Consider the following 18,215-nt stretch of genomic DNA (forward strand, 5'->3'; position numbering starts at 1 on the left):
ACAAGAAATGACAAATGAAGTTCAGCCAACATCAGGTGCATTTACGTTAACCAAGCAAGATAATGGCGTAGCTATTCTTAGCATGGACGTACCTGGCGGGAGCATGAATACGCTTAAAGCTGAGTTTGGCGATGAGATATCTGCCATGCTTGATGATATTGAACGCGACAGCAGCATTAAAGGTGTGGTGTTAACAAGCGGCAAGCCAAGCTCATTCGTAGCAGGTGCCGATATCACCATGCTAGCAGCGTGTAAAACTGCGGAAGATGCCACAACGATTGCCGCTGGCGGTCAAGCCATTTTCGATAGAATTGAGAACATGAAGGCGACCTTTGTTGCGGCTATTCACGGCCCAGCGTTAGGCGGTGGTTTAGAACTAGCATTAGCGTGTCACTACCGTGTATGTACCGATTCACCTAGCACTCAGGTAGGTCTACCGGAAGTGCAGCTTGGCTTGTTGCCAGGCAGCGGTGGTACTCAGCGCCTTCCTCGCCTAATTGGCATTCAGCAAGCGATGAAAATGATGCTTACTGGGTCTCCAGCACGCGCTAAGCAAGCTAAAAAGTACGGTATTGTAGATGACGTGGTACCTCACAGTGTTTTGTTGAAGGTAGCTGAACAGTTTGCGCTTAAACGCAAACCAGAAAGGGAAGCGCCGCAAAAGAGTGTGATGGACAAAGTGTTAGAGAAAACCGGCCCGGGCCGTAACATGATGTTCAAAAAAGCGCGCGAGGCGACATTTGCCAAAACCAAAGGTAATTATCCAGCGCCAGGCTACATTATTGATGTAATTGAAACGGGCATGAACGAAGGGATGAAAGCGGGGCTTAAAGCCGAGGCTGAAGCCTTTGGTAAGCTTGTTATGACGCCGGAATCTTTCCAGTTACGTCAGATTTTCTTCGCTACGACAGAAATGAAGAAAGAAAACGGCGTTGAAGGTGTTAAACCTGAAAAAATGAAGAAAGTCGGTGTGCTTGGCGGTGGTTTAATGGGTGGTGGTATCGCCTATGTAACGTCGACCAAAGCCGGTGTACCTGTGCGTATTAAAGACGTGCGTGCTGAAGGCATCGCCAACGCAATGAAATACAGCTATGACATCTTAAACAAAAAGGTGAAGAAGCGTTTCATGCGCAATAGTGAAATGCAGAAACAGTTAGCGCTTCTTACCGGTACGCTAGATTATAGCGGCTACCAAGATGCTGATATCGTGGTTGAGGCGGTTTTCGAAGATCTAGACCTTAAGCAGAAAATGGTGGCGGATATTGAAGAGAACTGCAAAGAAAGCACGATTTTCGCGTCTAACACCTCGTCTATTCCTATTACACAAATTGCAGCTAAGGCAGCACGTCCTGAAAATGTGATTGGTCTGCATTACTTTTCGCCAGTAGACAAAATGCCTTTGGCCGAAGTAATTGCTCACGATAAAACGTCTGACCAAGTCATTTCATCGACAGTTGAATTTGCTAAAAAGCAAGGCAAAACACCGGTTGTTGTTAAAGACGGTGCGGGTTTCTACGTAAACCGTATTTTGGCACCTTACATGAATGAAGCGGCAAACCTCATTCTTGACGGTGAGCCTATTGAGCACATCGATAAGTCATTGGTTAAGTTTGGCTTCCCGGTAGGCCCTGTGAAACTACTTGATGAAGTGGGCATTGATGTTGGTACTAAGATTATCCCATTCCTTGTAGAGGCGTTCGGCGAGCGCTTCACTGCGCCAAGTGCTTTTGACAAAGTACTTGCAGACGGCAGAAAAGGTAAGAAAAACCAAAAAGGGTTTTATTCTTATGAAGGCAAAAAACCAGGTAAAGAAGTCGATGAGTCAATCTACGAATTACTTGGGCTATCACCTTCTGCTAAGCTAAGCGAAAAAGAAGTTGCTGAACGCTGTGTATTAATGATGCTTAATGAAGCAGCGCGCTGTTTAGACGAAGGCGTTATCCGTAATGCCCGCGACGGCGACATTGGCGCTATCTTCGGTATTGGCTTCCCTCCATTCTTAGGCGGCCCGTTCCGCTATATGGATACACTGGGTATCAAACACCTTGTTGCTCGTTTAAACCATTATGCTACTGCTGTAGGTGATAAATTTGCACCTGCTGAAGTGTTAGTAAAAATGGCGGAAAACGATCAAAAATTTTACAGCTAAGTTTATAAAATGTTAAAAACCGGGCTTTGCCCGGTTTTTTTATGTCTAATAGGTATTTTTGCTGGTTTATTGTTCTATTTTGGGTAAAATTCCTGCGGTTAAAAAATGAACGTGTCAAATTGTTGGCGTCAATTATCAGTAAGTTAAATTGAATAATTGATGGGGATAAGTAAACCCACGTAACTAGGTCAAATAGGCGGAGGCAGTGTGATTTCACTCGTAGTATTAAGCGTTATCTTTTCTCTCTATTTTTATGTAGAAGCGTTTAAATGGGGAATGAGCGCGAAAAAGTGGGCGATAGCTGGTTTTGTGTTAGGTCCAATTTTACTGCCCATGTTTTCTATCTCTCGCCATATACACTGGCGCAATGCAGTGGGGTTTAATAATCTTTATATTACAGCGTAGAGTCAGCGATTAACTCATTAACTAAATGTTGTTCTTATCTTGCGGATATAAAAAAAGAGAGTATGTACTCTCTTTTTTTTGAAAATCGTTTTAACTTCAATTAGAAGCCTACGCCACCACCATGGCCGCCACCCGTTTTAGGTCGCACATACTCTGGCTGGCTTACTGTCTCTTTTTGCGACTCAGGAGCCTGTTTAGCGCCCTCTAGTTTGTCGGCAGCAACTGGGGTAGCGGTAGAAAGTACTAGTGCAACTGCGTACTCTTTTAACATGTTAATTTCCTCTGATATTTTTGAACGAACAAACAAAGCCGATTTTTTATATTTGTTACCGGCACTCTAGTTATTGCTAGTTACGTGCCAATATGTAAGATGATTTTTTAAATCCTTTAAAATCAAAGGTTTACAGTTTTATTGAGGCCTACTGTAAATAGGGGCAAAGCTAGCGCCATAATAATGGCACTAAAGTCTAATATACGAAGGTTGAAAGGGAAGAGTTTTGCCTAAGCTTGCCGCTTGAAGGTAGTTAGCGGGGTAAGAAATGCCCCCTCAGTAAAGAATGCCGAAGGGGGGAAGGCATTAGTACTGGCTACTGCCTAACAGTGTATGTAGCTTTTGATTTTCGGTAAGCAGCTTTTCGAAACGTTCTGCGTTTAGTGGGCGACTGTATAGGAACCCCTGTAACATCTCGCAGTCATAGCGGCGCAGTATGTCTAATTGTGACTCTTCTTCGACACCTTCTGCTACCACTTTAAGACCTAAATTGTGGGCAATATTTATAATGGCGGCTGCCATATGCCTGTCCACATTGCTTTTCGCAATATCATCGATAAACGCTTTATCAATTTTTAAGGTGTTGAGAGGGAAACGTTTTAAATACGCCAGTGACGAATAGCCGGTGCCAAAATCATCTAGCGCTAAGTGAATGCCTCGCTCACGCAGTCGGGTCATCATTTGAAGGCCGTTTTCGGGGCTTTCCATTAGCGTGCCTTCGGTAATTTCACACTCAAGGTGAAGCGGTGACAGACCTACATCGCTCAATATTCTGTTTATTCTGTCATCTAGGTCTGGTAGTTCAAACTGCTTTGCCGAAATATTAACGGCCACACGACCGCTAAATAACCCCTGATTTACCCAGCGTTTGGTATCGGCGCAGGCCTTGCGAAGTACCTGCTCACCAATTTCAATAATCTGACCGGTCTGCTCTGCTAAGGGAATAAATTGCCCCGGGCTCACTATGCCTTTTTGCGGGTGCTCAAAACGCACTAGTGCTTCCATACTAACCAATTTACCAGAAGCGATGTCCACTTTAGGCTGGTAGTAAACAGTGAACAAATCGTCTTTAATGCCTTGACGGATTAAGTTTTCAATTTGCAGCTGCCTAACCGCATTTTGATTCATTTCACCACTGAAAAACTGATAGCTGTTGCCGCCGTTATTTTTCGCAAAATACATGGCTGTATCTGCGTTTTTAAGCATTTCTTGGGGGGACTCACCGTCATCAGGGTAAAAGGCAATACCAATACTTGCGCCTAGCACAAACTCTTGTTTATTAATAATAAAGGGGCGCGATAAGGTGTCTAATAAGCTTTGTGCATAGTGGGTTACCGTATGAATATCAGCGTTATCTTCCATCAATATACTGAATTCATCGCCACCCAGTCGGTAGCAGGTGGCATTTTTTCCAGTAATGCGCTGTAGCCGTTTAGCAATTTGCTTTATTAGAATATCGCCGGTTTGGTGGCCCAGTGAGTCGTTTATCTTTTTAAAGTTATCCATGTCCAAGCAAAGTAAGGAGTGAGCGCTGGATTTTCGCACCAAGTTTTGATGACTTGCTTGGAAAAACGAACGGTTAGGTAGCTCGGTAAGGGGGTCGATGTTCGCGAGCTTTAATAGTTCTTTTTCGGTGCTCTTACGTGAAGTAATATCGCTGAAAACACCCACGAAATGACTAATTTTGCCGTCTTCATCGTGCACGGCATCAATATTTAGCTCCATTTCGTAGCGTTCGCCGTTCACACGCACGCTCTCTACCTCACCAGACCAGTTGCCCTTAGATTTAAGGGTTTTCTTGATTTCTTCAGTAAATGCATCGGGGTACAGGTGAAAATGCATGTAGCTGGCAAGGGCTTGGTCGCGGGTTTCCCCAGTGTAGCTGCAGTAGGCGTTGTTAACGCTGATAAATTTGAATTGGGTATTGGTAATAAATACCCCTTCTGAAATGTTCTCTATCGAGCGCTTGAACAGGTTAAGCTGTTCTTCTGCTTCTTTCAAGTGGTGGATATTCTTTAACGTACCCGTCATTCGCACCGGTTGTTCGTTATGGTCACGCTCTACCACTTTTCCGCGATCAAGGATCCAAATCCATTGATTTTTAAACGTCTTAGCGCGGTAGGCTAGTTCATAAAAATCACTGTCGCCCTCTAAATGCTCTCTGAGCGCAGATTTGACACGATTAATGTCGTTAGGATGGATATTAGCATCATAAGCGCCGGTGGTACGAATATCGTCTTGAGGAAAATCTAACGTGCCCCAAGTGTTTGCCCTATAAACCTGACCTCGATAGACATCCCAGTCCCATAATTCATCGCCCGAACTCCACAACGTAAGTTTTAAACGCTCTTCTGACTCTTTAATAGCAAGCTGGTTTGCCTTTCTTATTTGGTACTGGCGCAGAATGAAAGCAAGGATAGCCAATGCAATTAGGCAGTAGAATACAAGGGCAACGGTATGAAGCCATGGGGGGCGTTCTATGGTTATTTTTAAACTTCTACTGTCAGACCAAGTTTTACCTGGCTCTTTCGCTTGTACTGAAAATGTATAGTTACCAAAAGAAATATTGTTAAACTGTGCAGTGCGCTCTTTATCGACGTAAACCCAGTTACTTTCAAAACCGGTAAGCTTGTATCGATAGGTTACCTGATCCGGATAAACCGGGTTAACCAGCCCAAACGAAACACTAAAGCGCGTTTCGTCGTGCTTAAGCATTAACTGTTCTTCATAAGTGATACTTTCTTTTAAAGCCTGATAACTTGAAGAGTCTTCACTTTTGTCTTGTGTATATCTAGTTTTTTCAACCGAACCAAATACACTCACTTGATACAGCTGCGGAGGGAGGGTTTTCTCTACTTGATCATTAACGTTTATTGCATGCTTTGAAATTTTAACAAAGCCTTTATTACCGCCAAAATAAATTGTCTCATCAGTAGTGGCAATGACCGCGCCTTCACCAAGTGAGTTAAATTCCAACTGGGCGTTAGGAATACTATCAGCCTCTCTAAGCGAAGGTAGGTGAACCTTGTGCACCCCCTTTGCATCGGAATACCAAATGCTGTTTCCTACAGCTACTGTTGAAGTTATAAAACCACTTTGGTTGTCTCTTTTTTGTTTATTAAGTAGGGCGAAGCTTTTCTTATCTAGCTGAATAACGCCATCAGAACGTGTGGTCAGCCAAAACCCAGACGGGGTTTCGTGTACGCCATAGACCAGAGAGTTAATGCCGTTAGATGAGTCGAGAACTTGGATGGCTTTGCCTTCATTAACTGAGTAAATGACTACCTTCTCTCCCGCCCTAAACCAGATATTATTATTGTTGTCCTCGTATATCGCTAGTATATCCCTAGTTTTTTCAGTTGGTGCAGTCTTAATCACTTCTACGCTTTTAATTTCTTCTGAAAAAGGAGGTGTGTTTATGGAATAGACATGCCCAACCAATCCCTGCAACCAAATGGCCGAGTCGCTCTTAAAGATATAATCAATAAAGGAGCCCTTGAAATACTCATGCACTAACACTAATCCGTCTTTAGTATCTTTGAGTACGAGCAACCCAGCAGAGGAGGCAATCCAAATATTATCCTGGTCATCAATTTCAATGTCCCAATAGTGAATAGCGGGATCCATTTCTTCAAAAAAATCAAAAAACGATACTTTTCCAGTTTCTCGAGAGATTTTGCCTAGCCCTTTTTGCTGAGACACCAGATAAAGTGTCTTTTCGCTGCTCTCTGCAAAGCCCCACAATGTAGAAAAGTTGTCTTCGCTATGTCGGTCAGAGTTATACACAGGCTGAAAATGTACGCTGGCGTACTCAGGGTGGTATTTGAAAGCGCCGCGGTGAAAAGTGGCGGCCCACACCACGCCCGTACGATCCTCAATTACTCGCATCACTATTGCAGAGGGTATGCCGGTAGTACTGTAGGTGTCTGAGTTTAAATGCAAGAAATCAGGACGATAATCGGGAGATATTGTCGCTTGAGCAGCATCTGATAATAAAAACAGCCCAATATAAGTGCCCACCCAAATATCTTCACCCACCACAGAGATTGAAAAAGAATTAACTTCTTCGGTAACGCCCAAGTCATCGCCTTGAATCCGCTTTAAAATGCGGCCATTAGACGCTAAAACGATTAGGCCCTCATTTGTTGCTAACCAATAATTGCCGTTAATTACAGTGATATCGTGCAGTGCACGTATGTCTAAAGAAACACCCCAGGGGTTGACTTTGCTTGCGTCGTAAACATCCAGCGTTTCAGTATCTAACAAGGCTGCGCCAAACTCATTGGATCCAACCCATATACGGTTGGCCTCTTCAAATATCACTTTTATAAAGCTTTCCTCTTTAAAGAGTTGAGTGAGAACGCTTATTTGTGTGTTTTGTTTTGCATAGCGATAAAGAAACTTACGGTCAGTAAAAAGGATGTCACCATTTTTCGCTTCTGAAATTGCAGTGATCAAGTCTGTTTTTATCACCGAGTTATCTTTATCGAAGACTTTAAAACTGTCTGACTCAGGCTGATAGAGAGCAAGCCCTGAATGGGTACCAACCCACAGGTGCCCTTCAGAATCGACAAAGAGTGTTTGAATGTATCCTGAAGGCAGGGAGTTAGGATCAACGTCTGACGGGTGGTATTGCTTTACGTCATAACCCGAGTAGCGGTTGAGGCCATTTGACGTCGCTAGCCATATAAACCCCATATGGTCTTCCACAATGTCTAACACTGCGGTGTCTGATAGGCCGTGTTGCTTATTTAATTCTGTGAAGTGAAGATCAGAAACTTCTATCGCCTTTGCAGAATTGAAAATAATTCCAGACAAAGCCAACGAGAGAAGCAGCATTGAATAAATTAGGGTTGAGCGCACCTATACACCTTTGGCATACGCCATTTATTATTTTTCTAATTTTTCTGGCAGCATCCCTAACAACCAGAATAATAAATATGCCGAATTAACCGAGTCTCTACAAGGACTTTTTAGAGATAGCAGGGATGATGGGTTACTTATTAAGCAACCGAGGGTAAATTCGATGTCTATTTATCGACACCATGGTCAAAAACTTGACGTTTATATTCTGGCTATATTGTAGGTTCGTGTTTGTTTTCCACAAGATGTTGAAAGAACGGGCTATGTTGCTAGCTACTTTTTAAGTTGGCTATTTATGAGTGCAGTACACTTACCGCATAAATACGATGCTAAACGTACCGTGAATAGGCAGGCAAATCGCCGGTTTTGTTTAACACTATGCTATTAGTATACGTTGATTAGTAGTACGGGATTTCTTGCTTAAAGTGAGAGATGCTGTTGATAGTTCGTTTCCCTTGTGTTGATATTGCTTCGAACTTTCCTTTTGAAAACAGAACCAGTTCTCCGCAACGTTCGCGTTTAGCGAGTTGGTGTGCAAAATCTTGAATTTCTTCAAAACTCAGCGCTTTCACTCGCTCGGCAAGCTTAACATTTCTATTAAATCCTAAATCCTGGGTACCTAAGCTCACCCATAATCGCTGAGACTTCATCGAAAGGGTAAGGTCCCGTTCTTCTAGCTGCTTTATGAGATTTTGTTGAATAGTTGGCCAATAGAAGCGGTAGAATTCTATTTCGTTTAATTGCTGAAATAAAAAGTCGGTCATCGCATCTAACAAGTGTTTGGGACTGCACTGTGGACTTTGAATGTAGAACGCCATGCCGGGGTGCTGGTTGTGTGGAACATAGCCCGTTCCTACGATATAGCCCAGTTGTTGCTCTGTACGTAACGAATTGAAAAATGGAGCGGCTAGCATTTGCTCTAATACCATACATAACGCCGTATCGGTTAACCCTGGGGACGGAGCCTGTAGATAAAGCACAACCGCTGAATCGTCATGATTGCACAGCACTTCATGATAGAGCGTCCCGCCTACTGGAAGCTTAGATACGGCGCGTGATAGTGGACCACCACCTGCATTTTTATATTGTTTTTGTAAGTTTGCTGAAAAGGCTTTTGCTTCTTCACTCGCCCAGTTTCCGTGAATAAATGCTTCAATAAAATAATGTTCAAAAGCACGGGTTCTGAAATTAAGCATTTGCTCGTAAGAGATAGTGTCTATCACATCTAATAGTTCTACTGGAGCCTGTGTATTGCGTTGAATAAGCACGCTTAATCTAGAAAATAAACGGTTAGTTGGCTTGTTCAATAGCGAGTTGTGAAGGCTTTGGAGCTGCAGCGTTTTGTGATGCTCAAACGCTCTTTCGTCGGGTACAAAATCAAGTACAGCATCGAGAAGTTCGTTGGCCAAAAAGGTTTGCTGGTTAGTAAAGCCTCGCGTGTGAAGCGTAAAACCAGCTTGATGGCCATATATACGATAGTGAAGACCGGCAATTTCAGCTCGATAGTATTTTGCCTGCAAATGATCATTTAAAGCGCCAAGCCAAATGCGTTTAGCGGCAACAGACAGTAAAGAATCAGAAAATTTTGCAGCGTCAAAAGAAATATAAATATCGCCTTTAGGACTATGGAACTGCTGGTCTTGGGCAAACCAGAACCGATAACCGCCGGTATCGACTAACTTATTAGGAATGTTAAATCCAGTCTCAGGCAGTATAAGGCTGTACTCGTTTGCTAAATAAGGGTTGGGTGGAGGAAGCTGTAATTCACTTATAGGTGAAGGTGAAGATAGTTTTTGCAACAACACAGCATCAATTTTCTCAACGCTATATTCAGCTTCGTAGAATGCACAAACTTGAGTGGTCTTTACGTCTTTCGAAATAACTTTCAGACGAATGTTGTCTGGAGTGAAATAGGACAAAGCATGTTCAATGACGCTTTTATCATAGCTTCCTATGGTAGAACGCAGTTTGCATAATTCGTCTGGACCAAAAATAAACTGGTGCTGCGCATATTCAGTGACCAGGCTAAGAGGCTTGATATTTTCTTCGTACTCAAGGGCTAGCGTATTTAACTTCGATTTCTCGTGAAAACGCCAATCCTCATGAGAAGCGTCTCGAATTATTGAGATATAACTAAAAAGTGCCTCTAATACACGGTCTTTGTTGTCGAGCCCGTTTTGCGACAGCTGAAAGCTCACATTAAAGTCTTTAAAGTTGTCTCCTTCTATACCTGAACCAGCAATAAGGTTCAGCGCCCAGTCTTTTTCTTTAAGGTAGGCAAGTAAACTTCCTTCACCTTCATCCCCAATTAAATGACTAATATAGTTCAATGGTTTTGTTTTGTAGTCGTTCTGCAAAGCGGGTAGGGCGAACGTTACTATCATTCGCTTAGCTGACTGCAGTGGGTGAATGTTTATTTGTATTCCTAGCTCATTATCGGTGTAAAGCGGTGGCCAATCATCAGCTGCCAATTCACCTTGTGGCATACTACCGAAACATTGGTGCACTAATGCTTCAAGCTGCGGGAGCGGCATGGTACTGACGATACACAAGCACATGTTTTTTGCGCAGTAATAGGTTTGATGAAGTGTTTTAAGGCGTTGTTTAAGCGCGGCGCATCCATGTTGAGAAAAGGTATCACTATTACCTACTGAAAACTTAGCAAAAGGGTGCTGGGGATTACAGGTTTCTTTGTGAATTTGATAAAGTCGACGCAGGTCGTCTTTCTTTTTGAATTCAAATTCTGCATGGATATTCTTGATTTCGTTAGTGAGCGCCTCGTCCTCAAACAAAGGTTGTCTAAGCATATCGGCGAACGCGGGCAAGGTTTGCGCAATAGCGTCACCGCTACAGTTGAAATGGTAGTTTGCATACTCGGTGCCTGTCCAAGCGTTTATCGTGCCCCCATGCTGCTCAATAAAACCATTTATTGCGTTAGGCTTGGGTAAATGACGGCTTCCCATAAACAACATATGCTCTAACAGGTGAGCTAACCCCTGACAATCATCAGGGTCGTAAAAGTGCCCAGCTCTTACCGCCATAGAGACAAACGACTCACTTGCCTCAGGCGTATAACATAACATAGCGCGTAGCCCGTTAGGTAACATAACGTGGTGCGCGTCTTCTAGGTTTATTGTGTTATTCACATCGTCTCATATTTGATAAAAGGCACCTTACTGCTGGAGCGTCTATTAAGATAATCTTCACAAAACCTTAAATAATGGTCGAAAATTCTCATTATTCATAGTTTAGCGCTAGGCGAAGAATCAGCTCTCTGATATCGTTAGCGTACTTTCATTAATACTATGCGCAATGTTATGTCAGGTCAAAGTAGCAACGACGACATTTATCTTTTCATTATGCGTCACGGTGAAGCAGAAGCGCCCAGACTCGATGACAAGAATAGGCAGCTTACGTCACTTGGACGAGAGCAAGCAAAGTCAGCTGCACTATGGTTGAAAGACCAGTATTGCACGAAAGGTAGTGTTGATTTAGCGCTTGTTAGCCCATATCGTCGAGCCAAACAAACCCATGATATGGTGTCGCTAGACATAGTAGCGGACAAAGTTGAAAGCAATGAAGATATTGTTCCAGAGGGCTCCCCTCGTTTGGTCAGTGACTATATTGATGGGCTTCTTCATGCGGCGGTTAATTCAAAAAAACCAATCAAAAAACTGCTGGTGGTGAGCCACATGCCGCTGGTTAGCTATCTGGTAGATGAACTTTGCCAGTCTTACACTACCAGCTTGTTTTCTACAGCATCAATTGCTGTTATCAAGTATTCATTGAGCGAGCACAAAGGCACTTTAGTCACCCACTACCAAGGCGTCTAATGCGTGTAGTTAATTCATCCCCAATTTTGTAAAAACTGAACAATTAGTAGTTAAGTATCTTTCTCTTCGGTCGATAGCCTCTTTGAGAGTGTCAAAGTTTATTCTATTGAAGGGTTGGGAAATGGACAGCAAATCTATTCCTGAGCTCCTTAAGCGTTCATTGCAATCGCATATGGCGGAGGCTGATTTACGTGAAGATGAGGAGACGCAGGATATTATTGCCAAGTTATCTGAGTTGTCAGATAAGGTCGCTGCTGCGAAAGCGAGAGCGATGGCAAATCGTGCGCAGCGACTCGCTGATGAAGCAAAAGGCTAGCGTCGAAACTACTAGCCTTAAGAGTTTAGTCGTTATTCGATTCTCTTGGTGGCACGTAGTATTCCGGCATGATTCTAACTGTTTTTATCATGCTTTCTGAAATGTCTACAATTTCTAATGGGTAACCCGCCAAACGCACACTTACCTTGTTTTCAGGAATATCCTCGAGATACTCAAGCAACAGACCGTTAAGGGTTTTGGGACCTTCAGTCGGCAAATTCCAATCCATTTCTCTGTTCAACTCTCGTACGTTGGCGCTTCCATCAACCAGTACCGAGCCATCTTGCTGAACGTGTGCTTCTTTACTGTGGTCTGGAACCATACTGGTGGTAAAGTCACCGATAATCTCTTCAAGAATATCTTCAAGAGTGACTAGACCCATAATGTCGCCATACTCATCAACAACCAGAGCAATGCGCTCTTTTTCGGCTTGGAATTTGTACATCAATGTGTGCAGCGGTGTAGATTCAGGTGTGTAATAAATCTCACGAACTGCACGAAGCAAGCTCGATTTAGTAAACTGGTCTTTTGATAAAAGGCGCAGGGCGTCACGCACATGCACAAACCCTACCGCATCATCGACACTGTCTCGGTATAACAGAACACGGGTATGTTGAGCATGGGTTAACGCTTTCTGAATTTTCTTCCAGTCGTCGTTTATGTCGATAGCAAAAATTTCAGCACGCGGCACCATAATATCTTCGGCCGTTACGCTTTCTAAGTCCAAAATACTCACCAACATATCTTGGTGTCGCTTAGGGATCATGGCACCCGCTTCGAAAACCACGGTTCTTAACTCTTCTCGACTTAACGAGTCATCACTTCCACTTGAAGGACTAATTCTTAGTAAGGCCAGAATACCGTTTGTGATACCGTTAATGGCTGCTACAAAAGGGTACAGCAAAGTAAGCAGCGGAAGCAGGATAATAGAGCTCGGGAATGCCACTTTTTCTGGATACAGTGCAGCCAAGGTTTTAGGCGTTACTTCTGCAAAAATAAGTAAGACCAGCGTCAAGCCAAATGTCGCAGCAAAAAGCCCCCAATAATCACCGAATAAACGAATACAGAGTATTGTTGCGAGCGAGGATGCCGCAATGTTTACTAAGTTGTTACCGATGAGAATAAGGCCTATAAGGCGATCAGGTCGTTCTAGAAGTTTAGCAACGCGTATAGCTGAGCGGTTGCCTTCTCCTTGCAAGTGCTTGAGTCGATAACGGTTTATCGACATCATGCCAGTTTCTGAACTTGAAAAATACGCAGATAGTAATATGAGTACGCCGAGCGCGATAAACAGCGTACTCGTTGATATGTCGTCCAATTAATGGGTTCCTGTCTTAACTTAGGCTTCAAATGTATTGATTTGAGGTGCGAGTTTCAAGGGAAAATTGTTGATATGCCCCTAATTAACTAGATAACACCAAAAAGTGACGAGCGCCGCTGAGCCGCCTAAACAGCCAGCCCGGCAGCGAGCTCAGCAATAAATACAGGGAGTTTTAAAGAAGAAATTCGCGAACTAGTTTGCTACCAAAATAGGCAAGGGACAATAAAGTCACGCCTAACACTGTCATCACAATGACCTGTCGCCCGCGCCAACCTCGAAGTTTCTGACCTATAAGAAGAACAAGAAATACCACAAGCGCTGCAGCGGAAAGTACTGTTTTGTGCGCATAGGTTTTATTAAACATATCTTCTAAAAAAACAAACCCGCTAATAAGCGAAACTGTTAATAAACAAGTGCCTGCAAGTAATAGCTTAAATAAGATATTTTCTACCAGCATAAGGGGGGGTAACGATGAATGTAGTAACGCAGCACCTTTTTGCTTTAACCGGTAGGTAATGTAGGACATTTGCAGTGCGTATAAGAATGCAATGACCAAAGTGCAGTAAGCAAACAATGACAAACTAATATGGATAACTAAGCCCGGCTGCAGCTCTATGTGCATGATGTACGACACGGGAATAAACTGTGAGGCGAGTACCGTAAGACTTGCAAAGCCGAAAACAACAGGAAGTAAAATAAGATTAGGAATGGCGCGGGCAAATATAAGCATGGATACTGTGATTATCCACGACACTAATGAAAGTACGTTGGTTACACTCATGTCTTGCCCAGGCGCGACAATAATAACGTTGGTGAGAAAAGCGATATGTGCAATTGCCCCAACACTAGCGATGGATAGCCCTAATCGCTTATTCGGGCCGTCTTGGTGTACGAATTTGCCAATAAGTACTGCCGCAGCTAATGCGTAGAGTAAAGCAGCAGAAATGGCGAAAAGGGTGTTCATGATGCGTCCTGTAATAGGTAGGTGACGTCTTCACCGACTGAGTCGGTATTGATACTGCAACTTGCAAGTAAATTCAACCATCTCCTTGATTTTGTTTGTTTCACACCCACTTTTAGTGTGGGTATAGGATCATGGAAGGACAATTTTTACTCCATATCGACTTCGAAATTCGTACATCAAATTTCGACAACCCTTGACGCAAAAGTTTAAAAATTTAACCGCAATTGTGGGTACGTTACCGTTCGCTTTTACGTTACAATGCGGGCATTACGTCTGAAATAAAAAGAAGTTTCATACTATGTTTGAGAATTTATCAGAACGCTTAGGCCAGACATTACGAAATGTCAGCGGTAAAGGGCGTCTTACTGAAGACAATATTAAAGAAACGCTACGCGAAGTGCGTATGGCGCTACTTGAAGCCGACGTTGCGCTACCCGTAGTAAAAGCGTTTGTTGCACAGGTAAAAGAACGTGCAGTTGGTACCGAAGTAACCAAAAGCCTCAAGCCTGGCCAAGTATTTATTAAAATCGTTCAGTCTGAACTAGAGTCGGTGATGGGGGAGGCGAACGAAAAGCTTAACCTCGCAACTCAACCTCCGGCTGTTGTGCTTATGGCGGGCTTACAAGGTGCGGGTAAAACTACGTCTGTAGGTAAACTTGCGAAATACCTAACTGAGCGCGAGAAAAAGAAAGTGATGGTAGTGAGTGCCGACGTTTATCGTCCGGCCGCTATCAAGCAGCTTGAAACCCTTGCAGGTGAAGTGAATGTAGCTTTTCACCCGTCAACGATTTTACAAAAGCCCATTGATATCGTTAACGATGCCATTGTTGAAGCGAAGAAGAATTTCTTCGATGTACTACTAGTAGATACTGCAGGTCGTTTGCATGTCGACAACGACATGATGGACGAAATTAAAGAGCTTCACGCTGCTGTTAAGCCAATTGAAACCCTGTTCGTGGTTGATGCCATGACCGGTCAGGATGCTGCGAATACGGCAAAGGCGTTTAACGATGCACTGCCTTTAACGGGTGTAATACTGACCAAAGCAGATGGTGACGCACGAGGTGGTGCAGCACTGTCGGTTCGTCACATTACGGGTAAACCTATCAAGTTTATCGGTATGGGCGAAAAAGTTGATGCACTTGAGCCTTTCCACCCTGAGCGTATTGCGTCTCGTATCTTGGGCATGGGCGACGTACTTAGCCTTATCGAAGAGGTTGAGCGTAAGGTTGATAAGTCGAAAGCGGAAAAGCTAGCCAAGAAAGTACAGAAAGGAAAAGGCTTCGACCTGCAAGACTTTAAAGATCAGCTTGAGCAAATGAAGAACATGGGCGGCATGATGGGAATGCTTGATAAGCTTCCTGGCATGGGTGGTATGTCTGATAAAATCAAAGATCAGGCAAACGACAAGCAGTTCAATCAAATGGAAGCCATCATTAACTCAATGACACCGGCTGAACGTGCGCGCCCAGATATGATTAAAGGGTCGCGTAAGCGCCGTATTGCAGCAGGCTCAGGTACGCAAATTCAAGACGTAAACCGTTTGCTTAAACAGTTTACGCAAATGCAGAAAATGATGAAAAAGATGTCTGGCGGCGGCATGAAGAAGATGATGCGCCAGATGAAAGGCATGATGCCTCCGGGTGGCGGTTTTGGAGGCCCAGGTGGTCCAGGCGGCCCGGGTGGATTCGGCGGTCCAGGCGGATTTGGCGGAGGCGGTGGCTTCCCTCCACGTTAAGGCTATCGCATAATTTCATAACGCTAAAAAACCTCAATCGCAGCAATGCATTGAGGTTTTTTTATTTTTTTGCATCTAATATCAATCGTCGCCCGTTTGGCTTATTGAGTAGGACGTGAGCAGTACTTATCGCATTGCGCGGTTGGCAGCGTCTCTTCACTAAACAATAAGTACGGAGATGAAGATGGAATTCAATAAAACATCACAACAAAAATTAAAACTTTCGCTATTAGCTTCAGCTATGGTTTTTGCCTTAAGCGCCTGTAATGGTGATGACGGGAGCGACGGTTTGAATGGCGCAGATGGTATCGATGGCGCACCAGGCCAAGATGGAGCTCCAGGGCAAGACGGTGCGCCTGGCTTTGCTGCTGGTACGTTTTTGGTTGCGAATAATGGCGATGCTAATCGCAACACGGTAACTGTGGTAGATCAAAATGCCAATGCACTCAGCACGGTAACCACAGGCGCTAATGAAGGCATTGTTTTCACTGAAAGCGGAGCCTTGGTGCAAGCAGGTGACAGTGATTTACCTTTATTGAGGACATTGTGCAATTTCGATGTCCAAACTAACTATATGATGAATACGGGTAACGAAATCACCGGTACAGCAACAGGCCTGGTTAACCCTAAAGGTATCGCGTTTGCTGAAGACGCTGGGTTGGTAATGGTAGCTGATTTTAACGGTCAAAAGGTAAGCGTTTTCGGTGGGCAAGCGTCGGGAGACGTTGCGCCTGTTGCTGAGATTATGGTTTCTGCAAAACCATGGGACCTAGCATACGATGAACAGAACGATAGATTATTTGTGGCTCTAACCGATGGTACGCTAGCGGTATATGACAATGTAGCTGGTTCGGGTTTTGCGCCCACAGTAATGCGCTCGGTGGTACCTTCTGATGCAGACGGAAATCAAATATCAGTAAACCTTCATGGTATTGTATATGAGCCTATGTCTAACCGCATGGTGTTGTCAGACGTTGGCGATGCTGCAATTGCCGATGATGGTCAAATTTTTGTTTTAGAAAATGTCTCTACGGCTGACGGAGCTGTCGTTCCAACAAGAGTTATCGGTGGAGCATCGACGCAGCTCGGTAATCCTGTAGATATTATTCTTACGGGCTCTGACCTTCGCGTGGCGGAAAAATCCAATGACGCCATTTTGGTGTTCTCAAACATATTTAACGGTGCGAGCGGCGACATTGCCCCGACGTTATCTACACCTTCGGTGAAACCAGAGTCTTTGGCTGAATTTAAAGAACTAGATGAAATGAAGGACGCCTCTGACGACGGGATAACTACCATGCCTATTATGGGCCTTTCGGTATCAAGTAACCCTGCAAGCGAAGGTGCAACCACGGGGCAAGTAGCGCAATACAGCGCAGTACTTTCCAGCGAGCTAAGCACCTTTGAGGTTGGTATGAGCATTGAGAGTGCCGCTTTCACGGCTAGTGGTGATGGTGTCATCACCTTTGATGATGTGGATAGCTCAACAGGTGGCTTACTAGTAATCAACCGCTTGAAAACTATGCGCGATGGAATGACGTACAGCGATAGCTACGACCACATGATTATGGGTAGCGCTACCGGACTGATTGCACCTAAAGGGTTAGATATTGCCTCAGAAGCAGGTGTGGTATTTGTAGCTGATGTCAACGAAACTACTCCTGCCGTTCGCGTATTTTCGCCTTGTGCGTCAGGCAATGTTGCGCCTCTATTAACACTTGAAGCGTCCAACGGGGCGCGCCCTTGGGATGTGGATTACGACCCATCGACTGATAGCGCCTATCTGGCGTTAACTAACGGTTCGGTTGCCGTGTTTGAAGAAGTGATGCGCAAAATGGAAAGCGGTGAAACCGTAATTACGGGTGAAGACAGGCTGATTGTTCCTGCAAGTGGTGGGACAGCATTTGCCGCGCCGACCAACATCCATGGCATAGACTATGATAGCCAAAGCGATAGCTTGGTCATTTCCGATGTAGGCAGCGCAGCGGATGCTACTGACGGTAAATTGTACGTGATCCCTGGCGCAGGCAGTGCCGATGGCATAACTGATGTATCGGTTAATATTGCAGGACCGAACTCAATGTTGGGTAATCCGGTAGACTTGATGCTCAGCAATGGCCATGTATATGTTGCTGAAAAATCAAATGGCATGATCCTGCGCTTTGACAATATTCTAAATGCAGCCTCGGGTGACATTGCGCCGACTTTCAGCATGATGTATCCCGCGCCTGAGTCGGTAAATGTATTGTCAGTGAAGTAAAACAGCTGATAGACAGCCTTATAGAAACAGTTCACTTCTTAGCTGTTCAATGAAAGCTTTATGCTTTCGCTAAAGCGGCACGTACCTAATCAGTA

General features: G+C 44.1%; 11 protein-coding genes. 6 read left to right on the forward strand and 5 right to left on the reverse strand.

Features of this window, described 5'->3' with window-relative positions; genetic code table 11:
• Positions 1 to 7: 7 nt before the first annotated feature.
• Both fadJ and RJ41_RS02770 read left to right on the forward strand, forming a co-directional pair.
• Positions 8 to 2,149, forward strand: a complete 2,142-nt coding sequence (gene fadJ / locus RJ41_RS02765) for a fatty acid oxidation complex subunit alpha FadJ (RefSeq protein WP_039216730.1) — start codon at positions 8 to 10, stop codon at positions 2,147 to 2,149.
• Between the two features lie 207 nt (positions 2,150 to 2,356).
• On the forward strand, positions 2,357 to 2,554 hold the full coding sequence (locus RJ41_RS02770; protein ID WP_039216731.1) for a hypothetical protein: 198 nt from the start codon (positions 2,357 to 2,359) through the stop codon (positions 2,552 to 2,554).
• Between the two features lie 100 nt (positions 2,555 to 2,654).
• Here RJ41_RS02770 and RJ41_RS19140 read toward each other — a convergent pair whose 3' ends face one another.
• The 3 genes from RJ41_RS19140 to RJ41_RS02780 form a co-directional block, all read right to left on the reverse strand.
• Positions 2,655 to 2,825 (reverse strand): hypothetical protein, encoded by a 171-nt coding sequence (locus tag RJ41_RS19140; protein ID WP_167334063.1) that lies wholly within the window; start codon positions 2,823 to 2,825, stop codon positions 2,655 to 2,657.
• 306 nt (positions 2,826 to 3,131) lie between these two features.
• The gene (locus RJ41_RS02775; protein WP_039216732.1) at positions 3,132 to 7,688 is read right to left on the reverse strand and encodes an EAL domain-containing protein; all 4,557 of its coding nucleotides are present in this window, start codon (positions 7,686 to 7,688) and stop codon (positions 3,132 to 3,134) included.
• A gap of 398 nt (positions 7,689 to 8,086) precedes the next feature.
• Complete coding sequence (locus RJ41_RS02780) at positions 8,087 to 10,834, reverse strand: insulinase family protein (protein ID WP_039216733.1); 2,748 nt, start codon at positions 10,832 to 10,834, stop codon at positions 8,087 to 8,089.
• Between the two features lie 171 nt (positions 10,835 to 11,005).
• On the opposite strand from RJ41_RS02780, the gene sixA reads away from it, so the two are divergent.
• Positions 11,006 to 11,521, forward strand: a complete 516-nt coding sequence (gene sixA / locus RJ41_RS02785) for a phosphohistidine phosphatase SixA (RefSeq protein WP_039216735.1) — start codon at positions 11,006 to 11,008, stop codon at positions 11,519 to 11,521.
• A gap of 121 nt (positions 11,522 to 11,642) precedes the next feature.
• Positions 11,643 to 11,837: a hypothetical protein gene (locus RJ41_RS02790; RefSeq protein WP_039216737.1), complete on the forward strand. Its 195-nt coding sequence runs from the start codon at positions 11,643 to 11,645 to the stop codon at positions 11,835 to 11,837.
• A 25-nt stretch (positions 11,838 to 11,862) separates the two neighbouring features.
• Here RJ41_RS02790 and RJ41_RS02795 read toward each other — a convergent pair whose 3' ends face one another.
• Both RJ41_RS02795 and RJ41_RS02800 read right to left on the reverse strand, forming a co-directional pair.
• Complete coding sequence (locus tag RJ41_RS02795; RefSeq protein WP_039216738.1) at positions 11,863 to 13,155, reverse strand: HlyC/CorC family transporter; 1,293 nt, start codon at positions 13,153 to 13,155, stop codon at positions 11,863 to 11,865.
• Between the two features lie 175 nt (positions 13,156 to 13,330).
• A complete protein-coding gene (locus RJ41_RS02800) occupies positions 13,331 to 14,122 on the reverse strand; it encodes a cytochrome C assembly family protein (protein WP_039216739.1) in 792 nt (263 codons plus the stop codon).
• A 298-nt stretch (positions 14,123 to 14,420) separates the two neighbouring features.
• Here RJ41_RS02800 and ffh point away from each other — a divergent pair, with 298 nt between their 5' ends.
• Both ffh and RJ41_RS02810 read left to right on the forward strand, forming a co-directional pair.
• Positions 14,421 to 15,860 carry a signal recognition particle protein gene (ffh, locus tag RJ41_RS02805; protein ID WP_014948819.1) on the forward strand — a complete coding sequence of 480 codons (1,440 nt, stop codon included), beginning with the start codon at positions 14,421 to 14,423 and terminating at the stop codon, positions 15,858 to 15,860.
• Between the two features lie 184 nt (positions 15,861 to 16,044).
• Positions 16,045 to 18,120, forward strand: coding sequence for a YncE family protein (locus RJ41_RS02810; protein ID WP_039216740.1), 2,076 nt, complete (start codon positions 16,045 to 16,047; stop codon positions 18,118 to 18,120).
• Positions 18,121 to 18,215: the final 95 nt, after the last annotated feature.

This window comes from Alteromonas marina (assembly GCF_000808575.1).
GTDB classification, from domain to species: domain Bacteria; phylum Pseudomonadota; class Gammaproteobacteria; order Enterobacterales; family Alteromonadaceae; genus Alteromonas; species Alteromonas marina_A.

Coding starts and splice junctions, on each gene's coding strand:
- fadJ (WP_039216730.1), top strand. CDS start 8: ATGACAAATGAAGTTCAGCCAACATCAGGTGCATTTACGTTAACCAAG.
- RJ41_RS19140 (WP_167334063.1), bottom strand. CDS start 2,825: ATGTTAAAAGAGTACGCAGTTGCACTAGTACTTTCTACCGCTACCCCA.
- sixA (WP_039216735.1), top strand. CDS start 11,006: ATGTCAGGTCAAAGTAGCAACGACGACATTTATCTTTTCATTATGCGT.
- RJ41_RS02790 (WP_039216737.1), top strand. CDS start 11,643: ATGGACAGCAAATCTATTCCTGAGCTCCTTAAGCGTTCATTGCAATCG.
- RJ41_RS02800 (WP_039216739.1), bottom strand. CDS start 14,122: ATGAACACCCTTTTCGCCATTTCTGCTGCTTTACTCTACGCATTAGCT.
- ffh (WP_014948819.1), top strand. CDS start 14,421: ATGTTTGAGAATTTATCAGAACGCTTAGGCCAGACATTACGAAATGTC.
- RJ41_RS02810 (WP_039216740.1), top strand. CDS start 16,045: ATGGAATTCAATAAAACATCACAACAAAAATTAAAACTTTCGCTATTA.